The sequence below is a fragment of the Shewanella xiamenensis genome, assembly GCF_014647135.1.
Lineage (GTDB): Bacteria > Pseudomonadota > Gammaproteobacteria > Enterobacterales > Shewanellaceae > Shewanella > Shewanella xiamenensis.
The window spans coordinates 51,434-66,070 of the sequence record NZ_BMOP01000005.1; the positions used below are offsets into that span (position 1 = coordinate 51,434).

Consider the following 14,637-nt stretch of genomic DNA (forward strand, 5'->3'; position numbering starts at 1 on the left):
TTAGGCGTCTACACCTTGAGGTTTTTTAGCAGTTTGAACCGTTAATTTCTTTTTCGTTGCCGCTAAAGCCAATTTAAGTTTAACAATATAATAGCTCGCTACCAGCCAACTAAGCATAAAGCCTGCAAAGAAAACAATCGCTAACACAACGGGTAAACGGTACTCCCCTTGTGCCACAAAGTAGCTGATTGTCACGACTTGTTCATTACGTGCGCCAAAAATCAAAGCCACTATAAATAACAGTGCCACTAGGACTGTCGCTACAAAAGATTTCACGTCGCACTCCCTTAAACGCCTTTCAATTTTCTGATTATCCAAGAAATTTACTGAGCTGACCAGCTTTGCCTTACATTAGATATAAAAAAGCCCCCTTGCGGAGGCTTTTTGCAATGCGGTCAATTAAACATTGACAGCGTCAACGCGTTCGCGCAGTTCTTTGCCTGGCTTAAAGTGCGGGACGTATTTGCCTTCCAATTCGACGGATGAACCCGTCTTTGGATTGCGGCCAGTACGCGGCGCACGATAATGAAGCGAGAAACTACCAAAGCCACGGATCTCAATACGATCACCGCTTTCTAATGTTGATGCCATTTGCTCCAACATCTCTTTGATTGCGCCTTCTACCTCTTTCGCCGACAGCTGCGACTGCCTGGTGGCGAGTTTTTCGATCAGTTCGGATTTTGTCATCCTAGCTATCCCCTATTATCAAGCCAAACACAGTCACCTAATGGGGAGAAAATCTCCCCATACAACAGGCGATTATTTGCGAGCTGCTTTAAACGCTTCAGCCATTGCATTACTAATAACAGCGTCTTCTTGTTTATTCAAGGTCGCCATTACTTCTTTTTCTTCAGCTTCGTCTTTCGCTTTGATTGACAGGCTGATAGAACGGTTCTTACGGTCAACACCCATGAACTTAGCTTCGATTGCGTCACCTACTGAGTAAACAGTAGATGCATCTTCGATGCGCTCACGGCTGATGTCAGCTACACGGATGTAACCTTCAACAGTGTCAGCCAGTTCAACAGTCACACCTTTAGCATCAACAGCAGAAACAGTACCGTGTACGATAGTACCTTTCTTCTTGTCAGCTAAGTAAGCGTTGAATGGGTCGTCTTCAGTTTGTTTAACACCTAAGCTGATACGCTCACGCTCTGGGTCAACAGACAGAACCACTGCGTGGATTTCGTCGCCTTTCTTGTACTCAGATACTGCGTCTTCACCAGTGCCGTTCCAAGAAATGTCAGACAAGTGAACTAAACCATCGATACCGCCGTCAAGACCGATGAAGATACCGAAGTCAGTGATTGACTTGATCTTACCAGAAACCTTGTCGCCTTTGTTGTAACGAGTTGCGAAGTCATCCCATGGGTTGGTCTTACATTGCTTCAGACCTAGAGAAATACGACGACGCTCTTCATCGATGTCCAGAACCAGAACTTCAACTTCATCACCTAAGTTAACCACTTTAGATGGGTGGATGTTCTTGTTAGTCCAATCCATTTCAGAAACGTGAACTAAACCTTCAACGCCTTCTTCGATTTCAACGAAACAACCGTAGTCAGTCAGGTTAGTTACGCGACCAGTTAACTTAGTGTTTTCTGGGTAGCGCTTGCTGATTTCTAACCATGGATCTTCGCCAAGTTGTTTCAGACCTAGAGACACACGAGTGCGCTCACGATCGTACTTCAGTACTTTAACGTTGATTTCGTCACCAACGTTGACGATTTCAGATGGGTGCTTAACGCGTTTCCATGCCATATCAGTGATATGTAACAGACCGTCAACGCCACCTAAATCTACGAATGCACCGTAGTCAGTCAGGTTCTTAACGATACCTTTAACTGCTTGACCTTCTTGCAGGTTTTCTAACAGTGCATCACGCTCAGCGCTGCTTTCTGATTCGATAACTGCACGACGAGAAACAACAACGTTGTTACGCTTCTGGTCTAGTTTGATAACTTTGAATTCTAATTCTTTGTACTCTAAGTGAGCGGTGTCGCGAACTGGGCGCACGTCAACTAGAGAACCTGGTAAGAAGGCACGGATACCGTTTAATTCAACAGTGAAACCGCCTTTCACTTTACCATTGATGATACCGATTACAGTTTCAGCATCTTCGTAAGCTTTTTCCAGAACGATCCAAGCTTCGTGACGTTTCGCTTTTTCGCGAGACAGTTGAGTCTCACCGAAGCCGTCTTCAACAGAGTCAAGAGCTACGTCAACTTCATCACCAACAGCGATTTCTAAAACACCTTGAGCGTTTTTGAATTGTTCAGCTGGGATTGGGCTTTCAGACTTCAGACCTGCATCAACCAGAACCATACCGTTTTCGATAGCAACTACAGTACCACGAACGATAGAGCCTGGACGGAATTCCAGAGTTTGAAGGGATTGTTCAAATAGATCAGCAAAAGATTCAGTCATGTTTAAGTTACTTTAATGTAATAAACCACAGTCAATCCTAGACGTGGAGTCAGTCAAATTATCCGTATCATCCTTAATACGAATACCTACCCGAGCAATAATTTTAGTTAGTGCTGGATAATTTTTGCTTGATAAAGTTGAGCGCAAGCTCCAGTACTTCATCAATACCTTTATCGCTTGTATCGATAACGAGCGCATCCTCGGCTGGGACCAATGGTGCCACAGGACGATTCATATCGCGGTCATCACGTTCGATAATTTCAGCTAAAAGGCGCTCGATATTAACATCGAAGCCCTTGTCCTGCAACTGATTATAGCGTCTTTGAGCCCGCTCTTGTGCAGATGCCGTTAAATATAATTTAGCCGATGCTGTTGGGAAAACTACCGTCCCCATATCGCGGCCATCGGCGATCAATCCCGGTGCCGTTCTAAAGGCTCGTTGGCGACGCAATAAGGCTTCCCTAACACGGGGAAACGCCGCCACTTTAGAGGCAGCATTTGAACATTCTTGGGTACGTATCGCTGTGGTGACGTCTTCACCTTCTAAGATCACTTGAACGGGGTCTTTCTCATTGCCCGTTAAAAATTTCACATCGAGGTGTGAAGCTAGCAAGGTGATGGACTCTTCATTTTCCAATTCTACGTCGTGATGAATGGCAGCTAGTGCAAGTACTCGATAAATTGCACCACTATCAAGCAGTTGCCAACCTAGATGCTTAGCCAATAATTGGCTAATTGTCCCTTTACCAGCACCACTTGGGCCGTCGATTGTGACTACAGGAGCCCGTTCAGACATACATTCCTCCGCAAAAAATAATCATCATCCGTGAGTTCATAAGTAGAGCCCCGAAAATGAGCGCGCCGCATTGTACAATAATATACAAATAAAATCCGTGGATTTTTTATGAAGTTTAGAAGCCGCTCAAATGCGGCTTCTTTTGTTTGATATGGTCAGAAGTCAATCTGTTAGCTGAAAACGTTAGGCCTTCAGACTGGCAAATTGAGCAAAATAGTCAGGGAAGGTTTTCGAGGTGCAGTCAGGATCGTTAATAGTGATCCCGCAATCGGCAAAGGCCAGCATGGAGAAGCACATGGCCATGCGGTGATCGTTATAAGTGTCAATCTCTGCGGTATTCAGTACTGCTGGCGGCGTGATTTGAATATAATCATGCCCCTCTTCCACTAACGCTCCCACTTTACGCAGCTCTGTGGCCATCGCAGCTAATCGGTCGGTCTCTTTAATGCGCCAGTTATAGATATTGCGAATGGTGGTCGTGCCCTTAGCAAACAAGGCCGCGGTGGCAATGGTCATTGCCGCATCGGGAATATGATTCATGTCTAAATCAACCGCGGTTAACGGCGCGCCACGCGCAATAATGTAATCATCGCCCCACTCAATATCGGCGCCCATTTTTTCCAGCACATCGGCAAATTTCACATCGCCCTGAATGCTTAAACGGCCAACGCCAGTGACTTTTACTTCACCGCCCTTAATGGCTCCCGCAGCTAAAAAGTAAGATGCAGAAGATGCATCCCCTTCCACTAACACTTTACCTGGAGACACATACTGCTGCCCGGCTGGGATTTCAAAGCGGGCATAGTCATGATTAATCACCTGAACGCCAAACTGCGCCATCAAGGCTAAGGTAATGTCGATATAAGGTTTAGAAACCAGTTCTCCCTTAACATGAATATTCACGCTACCCTTCGCAAGGGGCGCAACCATTAACAACGCCGTTAAGAATTGGCTAGACAGATCGCCGGCAATTTCCACATCACCACCATTAAGACCTGTCGCATTAATGGTTAGAGGCGGGAAACCGTCATTTTTTAAATACACAACATTGGCACCAAGTTGCCTTAAGGCATCGACTAAGTCACCGATAGGACGCTCTTCCATGCGCGGCTCGCCGGTTAAGGTAAATTCGCCTCGCCCCAAGGTCAGCGCTGCGCATAATGGCCGCATTGCCGTCCCCGCATTGCCTAAAAACAGCGTTTGCGCGCTATCTGCCGAAATCGTCCCACCTAACCCTATGAGTTCACAGACAGTGTTGTTTTGCGATAAACGGTATTCAACCCCCAATTGCTTTAAAGACGCCAACATGTGGCGAATATCATCGGAGTCGAGCAGATTGGTGAGCGTGGTGGTGCCTTTGGCTAAGGTCGCCAATAATAAAGCGCGGTTTGAAATACTTTTTGAGCCGGGAATATTGATCTCACCGCGGACTTGCACAACAGGTTCAAGACGTAATTGCTTCATGAATAAATCTTCTTTCTCTTTGGGCGTGATTGATGTCATCACGCGAACTGAATAGGCTAATGGCAACTTCACGCTACAGGACGTCAAGTTTACGTTACTAATAAAAGGAGATTGGGGACCTTGTTGGTGCTTCGTCGTTATAAATTTACCGATAGTGACGCAGGATTCAACCGTTTTTTACTAAAAAATGGCTTTTGAAACCGGAAATTTACTCAAGTCAGCCTAAAAATAACAAAAATACTAAATATAATGGGTGAAATTGTGATCTAAACGCTTTTTCGGCAGGCTTTTTTGCCAGACTAATTGGTCTCTAAACACCATTTTTACTTTAAAGTTTTCATCTATTCACGTTATCCTAGGTTTCAATCGATAAATCACGCACATCCTATGTGATTCATGCTGTCGCTTAATAACTAGAAAGGTAGATGGAGCTATGTTTAACTCACTCATCGCAATGCCTGCGGATCCGATCCTCGGCTTGTTGACCCAGTACCGCGAAGACACACATCCACAGAAAGTAGACTTAGGTGTCGGTGTTTATAAAGACCCCGCGGGAAACACCCCCATTCTCAATTGTGTAAAAAAAGCCGAGAAATTTCGTTTAGAAACGGAGACGACAAAGGTCTATATCGGTCCAACCGGTTCGCCTCAGTTTAATACCCTGATGACACAATTAGCCTTTGGCAGTGATCATAGCGCGATTATCGCTAACCGTATTCGTACAGTTTCCACACCAGGTGGTACGGGCGCCCTGCGTGTTGCGGGTGACTTTATTAAACGTTGCAATCCTAATGCGGTATTGTGGGTCAGCGATCCAACATGGGCTAACCATACCGGTTTATTCGAAGCTGCTGGGATTACAGTAAAAACTTATCCCTATTATGACTACGATAGTAAATCATTGAAATTTGATGAGATGCTTGCTGCATTATCGCAAGTGAGTCCTGATGATGTGGTGTTATTTCACGCCTGTTGCCATAACCCAAGTGGGATGGATTTAACCACTGAGCAATGGGACAAAGTGGTTGCCCTCACCAAGGAGCAAGGTTTTACCCCGCTTATCGACATGGCCTACCAAGGTTTTGGCGATGGTGTTGATATTGATGCCTACGGCGTGCGTAAAATGGCTGCAGCCGTTGATAATATGATCCTGTGTAGTTCATGCTCGAAAAACTTCGGTCTTTACCGTGAGCGTATCGGTTCATGCTCTGTGGTTGCCAAAGATGCCAATACCGCCAATATCGCGCAATCTGTACTGCTTTATGTGGTTCGCTGCCTCTACTCCATGCCGCCAGCCCACGGCGCGGCGATTGTTGAGACGATTTTAGGATCAAAAGAATTAACCCAAGAATGGCTTGATGAGCTCAAAGTGATGCGCGACCGTATCAACGGTAACCGCGCGATTTTAGTGGAAAAACTTAAGGCCAATGGCGTTGAGCGTGACTTTGGCTTTATCGCTCGCCAAAAAGGTATGTTCTCTTTCCTAGGAGTTAATCCTGAGCAAGTGGCACGTTTACAGAAAGAATTCAGCATTTATATGGTGGGTTCGAGCCGTATTAGCATTGCAGGCATTAGCGAAGACAATGTGGATTACTTAGCCAAGTCGATTGCCAAAGTGCTTTAAATACAAGCGCTTTAGTATTTTTTCTACACAGCATACTCTGCTGTATTCTCGATTTAGGATGCAGCAGAGTTGCTCTACCGCTTGTCAATATTACACTCGTCTATTTAGTTTGGATTGACGAGTCTTCCTTTTCGTTTCTCCCCAAAAAACCTCATAAGCCACGCCATCCTCACCGTTTAAGCATTTATTTTCAATCGTAAAACCCTATTTGAATGATGTTGACTCCACGGTCTTATCACAATAAACCGCACGTTGTGATCTCGGTCAGCGGATTTCCATTTTATCAATCGGGGCTACGGCAATTTTCACTTTTTAAAGCCAAAGCCGCCCAGTAGATTAATCGTCATTATTGAACTTGTGGATATTCCGCCATGTTATTACAAGATAAATTAATGCAAATCGTCACCAGTCCGCAGCTTTCACCTAAGCAAAAATCTAACTATTTAGCGTTGGAGGCGGAGGCGAGTTTGCCCTACATGCCAATATCAGATGAAGTAAAAACAGCGATGAAAGACGGCGTGATCTGCGATATGTTTGAAGGCCATACACCGTTTAAACCGCGCTATGTATTGCCAGATTATGTCCGCTATCTTGAGCAAGGCTCTGAATATTTAGAGCTTGTTCCCGCGCAAAATTTAGATGAAGCCCTCAATGCCTTAACGATTCTGTATCACCATGTGCCATCGGTGACCAATATCCCCGTGTATTTAGGTCAGTTGGACGACATTTTGATGCCTTTCGTTGAAGGAATGGATGCGGATGTCCTTTATCGTAAACTAAAGCTGTTCTGGATAATGCTCGACAGAACCCTGCCCGACGCCTTTATGCACGTCAATATTGGCCCAACAGACAATATTGTTTGCCGCACCCTACTGCGCATTGATGCCGAACTCAAACAAGTTGCCCCCAATTTGACCTTTATGTATGACCCTGCCGTCACGCCGGATGAATTATTGCAAATTGCGGCCACCAATATTTGTCAGTGCAGTAAACCGCATATCGCCAACTATCCTCTGCATGCCAGTGCATTTGACAAGCGCGGCTTTGGTATTGTGAGTTGCTACAATGCCTTACCATTAGCAGGCGGCGCTAATACCTTGGTTAGACTCAATCTGAAAGAAGTGGCATTAAAGGCCACATCAATCAATGACTTTTTTGAGCGTGTCTTGCCCTATTACTGCTCACTCACCTTCGAACTTATCGAGGCGCGCTCAGCATTTTTACATCAAGAGTCGCACTTCTTTGATAGCTTTTTAGTTAAAGAACAATTGATTGATGAATCGCGCTTTGCCCCCATGTTTGGTATTTACGGTATGGCTGAAGCGGTGAATATTCTGCAAGCTCAGATGACAAGTGAGACAGACAAATCATCTCAATCAAACAAACCCACAGGTTATGGCCATAGCATGGATGCAAACCAACTTGGCTACCGTATTTCTGCCGCCCTCGATACCATATTAAAATCCACGCCCGTCACCTATGGCTACCATGGACGAGCGCTGCTGCATTCACAGGGCGGTATTAGTCTCGATAAAAACGTGACGCCTGGCGTTCGCATTCCCTATGGCACAGAACCCAACCCCATCGCCCATATTCAAGCCCTCGCGCAGCATCACCAGTATTATACGGCGGGGATCAGCGATATTTTGACTATCGATGAAACCATCAAATCCAATCCTCAAGCCATGTTCCAACTGTGTAAAGCGGCACTGGAGTTAGGCTTTAGGGAATTTACCGCCAATGTGGCCTCTAACGATTTAATGCGCGTCACTGGCTATATGGTAAAACGCTCTGATATTGAAGCATTTAAACAATGCGGTTCGCGCCTTAATACCACGGGTTTAGGGGCTGAAGCAGCACAAAATACCGGCATATTGCAACGCCAAGCACGCGTTATTGCCCATGAGCACTCCCGCTGTGTTGTTAACTAAATCGGCCATAAATAAGCAGGCAATTGTCAGCCAACTATTGCCGTTTTCCTGCGTCGACGGGCCTGGCAGCAGGCTCGTGTTATTCTTGCAGGGCTGCAACTATCAATGTAAAAACTGCCATAACCCACATACCATCGGCTTATGCGATGGCTGTGGCGATTGCATCGCCACCTGCCCTGACAAGGCGCTGACATTGATAAACGCTAACAATAAGCATCAGATCCATTGGGATAAAGACCGTTGTAGCCAGTGCGATACTTGTCTTGCTGTGTGTCCAAAACAAGCCAATCCCAAAGTCACCCGACACACTGTGGAAGAAATCTTGGCGATTCTTCACCATCAGCGTCAATTTATTAATGGCATTACGGTGAGCGGCGGCGAAGCAAGTCTACAACTGCCATTTATTATTGAATTATTTAAAGCGATTAAGGCCTCAACGTCGTTATCACAGTTAACCTGTATGCTTGATACCAATGGCAGTTTGAGCCTCACTGGCTGGCATAAACTGCTGCCCTTTTTAGACGGCGCTATGGTGGATCTTAAAGCATGGCAACGAGATTCCCATAGATACATTACCGGGCGAGATAACCATGCGGTGTTCAAATCCATTCAACTTTTGGCGCAGCAGCAAAAACTGTATGAAGTAAGATTGCTGCATATTCCAGGTATTACGGATTTTGAACAGGAGATAGACGCGCTATCTTGCTATTTACTGACACTCGGTGCCGATACGCGGGTGAAATTAAACGCCTTTCACCACCATGGTGTGGTTGATGAGGCGTTAACATGGCCAAGTTGCACTCAAACCGATATTGAAGCCTTAGCAGCCTCCCTTGCCCAGCGAGGCTTAACAAATATCGTGTTACCGTCCATCTACCTTTAACGGCTACAAAGCAGGATCTGCTCGTACAGCCAGCGTAGCGCGGGATCCTTGATACTTTGTTTATGCCATACGAGGCTATAAGCCACTTTTCCATATTCGATGGGTAACGGTTTCACTGTTAAGCCTTTGGCTTGGCTCGCGATGGATGCCCAGCGGCGCGAGCAGGTAAACAGCAGTTCACTGTTGTGACACATTAACGCCGCGCTGCCAAAGTCTGGCACTGAAATGGGGACGGCACGTTTTTTAGATTGCTGAGCGAGTAAAATATCAAAATAAGGTGTACTCAGATCCGTATCTGTGATGCCTATATGGCTGTAGCTTAGGTAGTCATCAAAGCTGATATGCGATTGTTTGGCCAAGGGATGGGATGCATTCATTAAGCAAATCATTTCATCACTGAACAAGGTTTCCCACACTAGATCATCTTGCGAAGGATTAGGCTGACTCAAATCATGGGGTAACAGTACAAAGTCTAACGAGCCATTAATGAGTCCATCAAAACCAATATTGTCTTTGCTGTAAATATCGAGATGAATATGGGGCGCCAAACTCAAAATATGGGCGCTGAGTTTGGCGGCCAGCAGTTCAAAGGTGCTTTCACGCATTGCAAGCGAAAAACGCCCCTCATAGTTTATTGGGGTAAACGCATCTTGACTTATGATCTGATTCATATCATTGATCATTTGTTGCACGCTTGGGCCTAATCGTTTGGCTAAAGGTGTTGCAACCAGTGAATTACCATTACGGTAAAACAGTTCATCATTCAAACTGTCTCGAAGCTGACTTAAGGTTTTACTGACCGATGAAGGGCTTAAGCATAAACGTTCGGCGCTGGCGGTAACGCTCAGAGTATCGAGCATCACGTGTAAAGTGATTAAGTGCTTCATACTAATACGCGAAAGCTTGGCTAAATCCATCAGTGGTTTCCTGGTAATTTATCTTATGGTAAAAATCAAAATATCAATTTTTAATCATGATAAACAATACGATAAAACTTACCCAATAGATTGCTAAGTATATTGGTCTGTTATGCGCGCCGGCTCACAGGCTTGCTCGGTAAAAGTGCCTAACCAAATCCAGCCAACAAAAAAGCGAATGCATATGTGCATTCGCTTTTTGCGTATAACAGCTTAAAACTTATGCGCTATAGGGTGAGTGCGGACTAAATCTTGTGATGTTTAGCTGCAAACTCGTTCATAAATGTCACCAGCGCGGCAACACCTTCCAGTGGCATTGCATTGTATAGGCTTGCACGCATGCCACCAACGATTCGGTGCCCCTTTAATGCCACTAAGCCTGCGGCTTCGGCCTCTTTTAAGAAGGCGCCATCAAGGGATTCATCAGCCAGTTGAAAGGTCACATTCATCTGTGAGCGGTTTGCCGCGACCACACCATTTTTATAGAAAGGATTGGCGTCGATACAGGCATATAGCATTTGCGCTTTTTGCTGATTGATTTTCGCGATACTGGCCACACCACCTAAGGATTTGAGCCAGGCAAACACTTCAGCCGCTAAGTACCAGGCAAATGTTGGTGGCGTATTGAACATAGAATCATGCTCCACCGCTAAACGATAATCCATAATGGATGATTGAGTTAAACTCGGCAGTTTCAACATATCATCACGCACGATCACAATGGATAAGCCCGAAGGACCAATGTTTTTCTGTGCGCCAGCATAGATTAAGCCGTAACGGCTGACATCGATTTCACGAGACATAATGGTAGATGATAAGTCGGCAACAATCGGCCATGGACTGTCTAGTTCATCAAAAATTTCGATACCATCAACTGTCTCATTTGGACAGTAGTGTACATAACGGTAATCGGCATCAATCTTATGCAGATCAGGCAGCACCACTGCATTGAGTCCATTATGTTTTTCAACAATGTTAAGGCTATCAATTTGCGCGTCGCCCGCCAGCTTTTGGGCTTCGGCTAATGCTGCAGAAGACCATTGACCACTGACTAAATACAGGGCTCGGCCTTGATTGCCTAAAAAATTATTCACAACGGCAGAGAACTGACCGCGACCACCGCCGTGCATAAACAACACATGATAGTTTTGTGGAATGTGCATCAGCTCGCGTAAATCTGCCTCAGCTTGCTTGGTCAGCGCGATAAATTCCTTACCTCTGTGGCTGACTTCCATCACGGAGACACCTAGCCCATTCCAATCGAGTAATTCCTGTTGTGCTTTTTTCATTACCGCTGCGGGTAACATCGCAGGACCTGCACAGAAATTATAAATCGCGCTCACTGCCACTCTCCTTATTTACAAACCATGATATTAGAATTCATAAAATAAAACGTTGCCATGAAAAAAACGAGCGTCCAATTGGACGCTCGTTTTTATGCTTTCGAATTAGTCTTCGTCTTGCTCGTCGTCAAGCTCTTCATCTTCGTCTAATTCTTCTTCCAGTTCATCCTCTTCCTCTAAAGGCTCTTGTTGAACAGAGTCACCTTCAGCGACAACTGGGACGATTGGCATACCGTTTTCATCCAGCTCGACGTCATCTTCGTCGCCTTGGATCTCATCAATACGTTGCAGACCAACCACTTTCTCATCACTTGCGGTGCGGATAATGGTCACACCTTGCGTATTACGGCCGATGATAGACACACCGTTCGCCGGCGTACGCACTAAGGTACCTTTGTCGCTGATCAGCATGATTTCATCATTGCCGCCAACTTGTACCGCGCCAACAACTGCACCGTTACGCTCACTCACCTTGATCGATACCACACCTTTGGTCGCACGGCTCTTAGATGGGTATTCAGACAGTTCAGTACGTTTACCATAGCCGTTTTCAGTCACGGTTAAGATAGCGCCATCGCCCTTAGGTACGATGAGAGACACCACTTTTTGGCCTTCTTCAAGCTTGATACCGCGAACACCGGTCGCACCGCGGCCCATTGGACGCACGCCCTTGAAGTTGATTTGTGGATTGCCTTCTTCATCCAGCACTGGGTTGCCGTTTTCATCGAGTACGGCAACTTCTTCGCCTTCTTTAAAGCGAACCACTTTACCTTCGTTCGAGAACAGCATGATCTCATCATCACCATTGGTGATATCGACACCGATCAGTTGGTCACCATCTTTGAGGTTAACAGCGATAATGCCGTTAGCACGTGGGTTGCTGTAAGCTGTCAGCGCAGTCTTCTTCACGGTACCGTTAGAGGTCGCCATGATAATGTACTTATCTTCGGCGTATTCACGCACCGGCAGAATCGCCGTAATGCGTTCGCCATCGGCCAGCGGCAGCAAGTTAACAATCGGACGACCTCGGGAAGTGCGGCTCGCCAGCGGTAACTGATAGACCTTGAGCCAGTACATTTTACCGAAGTCTGAGAAGCACAGAATCGTATCGTGGGTGTTCGCAACCAGCAGTTTTTCAACGAAATCTTCGTCTTTCACCTTAGTGGCGGCTTTACCCTTACCACCACGGCGCTGGGCTTGGTAATCGCTAAGCGGTTGGTACTTGGCGTAACCTAAGTGTGACAGAGTCACAACTACGTCTTCTTCGTTGATTAAGTCTTCAAGACTCATATCAATTTCATTGGCGTTGATGACAGTGCGGCGCGCATCACCGTATTCAGCAAGAATTTCTTCCAGCTCTTCTTTGATCACTTCCATCAAACGCTCAGGGCTGCGCAAAATAAACAGCAGACCTGCGATGAACTCGAGCAGCTCTTCGTATTCAGCGATGATCTTATCGTGCTCAAGACCGGTTAAACGGTGTAAACGCAGCTCTAGAATCGCCTGAGCCTGTTGCTCAGTCAGATAATATAAGCCGTCACGGATACCGAATTCTGGCTCTAACCATTCAGGCCGCGCCGCATCATCCCCCGCTTTTTCAAGCATGCCCTGTACATGACCGAGCGCCCAGCCCTGCTCAACCAGTTTGACTTTAGCGTCAGCTGGGGTTGGCGAGGCTTTGATCAACGCAATAATCGGGTCGATGTTGGCCAGCGCGACCGCTAATGCCTCAAGAATATGGGCACGTTCGCGCGCTTTACGCAGTTCGAATACGGTACGGCGAGTCACCACTTCACGGCGGTGCAGGATAAAGCATTCGAGCATTTCTTTTAAGTTGAACAACTTAGGCTGACCATTGGTCAAAGCCACCATGTTGATACCAAAAGAGCATTGCATTTGTGTCTGGGCATAGAGGTTGTTCAGGACAACTTCGCCCACTTCACCACGCTTGATTTCGATAACGATGCGCATACCGTCTTTGTCAGACTCATCGCGCAGGCCGCTAATACCTTCAATCTTCTTATCTTTAACTAGCTCAGCGATTTTCTCGATGAGTTTAGCCTTGTTCACCTGATAAGGAATTTCGGTGACGATAATACGTTCACGGCCGTTATCTTCGGTTTCGACTTCAGCCAGCGCGCGCATGACTGCGCGGCCGCGGCCCGTCTTATACGCATCGATAATGCCCTTACGGCCATTGATGATCGCCGCCGTTGGGAAATCTGGGCCAGGAATATATTCCATGAGCTGTTCAATCGACAGCGCAGGATCGGCGATCAGCGCTAAACAGCCTTTAACCACTTCAGTTAAGTTGTGTGGTGGGATGTTCGTCGCCATACCCACCGCAATACCCGATGAACCGTTAATCAACAGGTTAGGTACGCGTGTCGGTAATACCGCAGGAATTTGTTCTGTGCCGTCGTAGTTTGGCACATAGTCAACGGTTTCTTTTTCAAGATCGGCGAGGAGCTGGTGCGCTAACTTATCCATCCGGATTTCGGTATAACGCATTGCCGCGGCAGAGTCACCGTCAACCGAACCGAAGTTTCCTTGACCGTCGACTAAGGTGTAACGCAGTGAGAAAGGCTGAGCCATACGCACGATAGTGTCGTATACCGCCGAGTCACCATGGGGGTGATATTTACCGATCACGTCACCGACCACACGGGCAGACTTTTTGTACGGCTTGTTCCAATCGTTCTTCAATTCACTCATGGCAAACAGCACGCGGCGATGTACAGGCTTAAGGCCATCACGCACGTCTGGTAATGCACGTCCTACGATGACGCTCATGGCGTAATCAAGGTACGAATTCTTTAGTTCGTCTTCGATATTAATTGGCGAAATAGATGATGCCAGATCAGTCATAAACTGCTCGTTCCCCTGAAAATTAGCCGACAACGCATAATCCGTATCATTGAGCGGCCCAAAAACGTGATTTGGCATTCTAACACAGTTATTTAATGTCGCCAGACCTATCCTGCGCGAATTGAGAAGGATGTGGCTTAATAGATGAAAACACTGTCAATTTGCACTTTTAAACCCGATAAAATCCGTTGTTAATGGCGAAATTGAGTCCAAGACTTGATTAATATCCGAGCAGAAAAACCGCTCCGCTTCACAAAGTATTTAAGAATTAATGATAATTGCTGAAATTTCACTCAACCACAAAGACTTAGAATCAGCCAATACTGTGTTTATCCACCATTGTCGTTATAATAGCCGCACTATTCAGCCGCTTTAGGTAATCGC

At 46.2% G+C, this 14,637-nt stretch carries 11 protein-coding genes; 3 read left to right on the plus strand and 8 right to left on the minus strand.

The window, feature by feature from the left end; all coding sequences use genetic code 11:
* The 5 genes from IEY09_RS06435 to aroA all read right to left on the minus strand — a co-directional run bounded on the left by IEY09_RS06435 (position 1) and on the right by aroA (position 4,687).
* Positions 1–276: a LapA family protein gene (locus IEY09_RS06435; RefSeq protein WP_037418900.1), complete on the minus strand. Its 276-nt coding sequence runs from the start codon at positions 274–276 to the stop codon at positions 1–3.
* Between the two features lie 123 nt (positions 277–399).
* A complete protein-coding gene (ihfB, locus tag IEY09_RS06440) occupies positions 400–687 on the minus strand; it encodes an integration host factor subunit beta (protein WP_037418898.1) in 288 nt (95 codons plus the stop codon).
* A gap of 72 nt (positions 688–759) precedes the next feature.
* Entirely contained in the window at positions 760–2,427 is a 1,668-nt protein-coding gene (rpsA, locus tag IEY09_RS06445; RefSeq protein WP_011072381.1) for a 30S ribosomal protein S1, read from the minus strand.
* Between the two features lie 103 nt (positions 2,428–2,530).
* The gene (gene cmk, locus IEY09_RS06450) at positions 2,531–3,223 is read right to left on the minus strand and encodes a (d)CMP kinase (protein ID WP_037418896.1); all 693 of its coding nucleotides are present in this window, start codon (positions 3,221–3,223) and stop codon (positions 2,531–2,533) included.
* A 183-nt stretch (positions 3,224–3,406) separates the two neighbouring features.
* The gene (gene aroA / locus IEY09_RS06455; protein ID WP_037418895.1) at positions 3,407–4,687 is read right to left on the minus strand and encodes a 3-phosphoshikimate 1-carboxyvinyltransferase; all 1,281 of its coding nucleotides are present in this window, start codon (positions 4,685–4,687) and stop codon (positions 3,407–3,409) included.
* A 433-nt stretch (positions 4,688–5,120) separates the two neighbouring features.
* Between aroA and IEY09_RS06460 the strand changes: the two genes are divergently transcribed.
* The 3 genes from IEY09_RS06460 to IEY09_RS06470 all read left to right on the plus strand — a co-directional run bounded on the left by IEY09_RS06460 (position 5,121) and on the right by IEY09_RS06470 (position 9,125).
* Positions 5,121–6,311 (plus strand): amino acid aminotransferase, encoded by a 1,191-nt coding sequence (locus tag IEY09_RS06460; RefSeq protein WP_188870346.1) that lies wholly within the window; start codon positions 5,121–5,123, stop codon positions 6,309–6,311.
* 371 nt (positions 6,312–6,682) lie between these two features.
* The gene (locus tag IEY09_RS06465; protein ID WP_188870348.1) at positions 6,683–8,242 is read left to right on the plus strand and encodes a YjjI family glycine radical enzyme; all 1,560 of its coding nucleotides are present in this window, start codon (positions 6,683–6,685) and stop codon (positions 8,240–8,242) included.
* Positions 8,214–9,125, plus strand: a complete 912-nt coding sequence (locus IEY09_RS06470) for a YjjW family glycine radical enzyme activase (protein WP_188870350.1) — start codon at positions 8,214–8,216, stop codon at positions 9,123–9,125. The genes IEY09_RS06465 and IEY09_RS06470 overlap by 29 nt, the downstream gene beginning before the upstream one ends.
* On the opposite strand, the gene IEY09_RS06475 is transcribed toward IEY09_RS06470, so the two are convergent.
* The 3 genes from IEY09_RS06475 to gyrA all read right to left on the minus strand — a co-directional run bounded on the left by IEY09_RS06475 (position 9,122) and on the right by gyrA (position 14,253).
* Positions 9,122–10,042 carry a LysR family transcriptional regulator gene (locus IEY09_RS06475; RefSeq protein WP_088585604.1) on the minus strand — a complete coding sequence of 307 codons (921 nt, stop codon included), beginning with the start codon at positions 10,040–10,042 and terminating at the stop codon, positions 9,122–9,124. The two genes, IEY09_RS06470 and IEY09_RS06475, sit on opposite strands and share 4 nt — an antisense overlap.
* 245 nt (positions 10,043–10,287) lie before the next feature.
* Positions 10,288–11,385, minus strand: a complete 1,098-nt coding sequence (gene serC / locus IEY09_RS06480) for a 3-phosphoserine/phosphohydroxythreonine transaminase (protein WP_109285973.1) — start codon at positions 11,383–11,385, stop codon at positions 10,288–10,290.
* Positions 11,386–11,490: 105 nt separating this feature from the next.
* Positions 11,491–14,253 carry a DNA gyrase subunit A gene (gene gyrA / locus IEY09_RS06485; RefSeq protein WP_037419047.1) on the minus strand — a complete coding sequence of 921 codons (2,763 nt, stop codon included), beginning with the start codon at positions 14,251–14,253 and terminating at the stop codon, positions 11,491–11,493.
* Positions 14,254–14,637 lie beyond the last annotated feature (384 nt).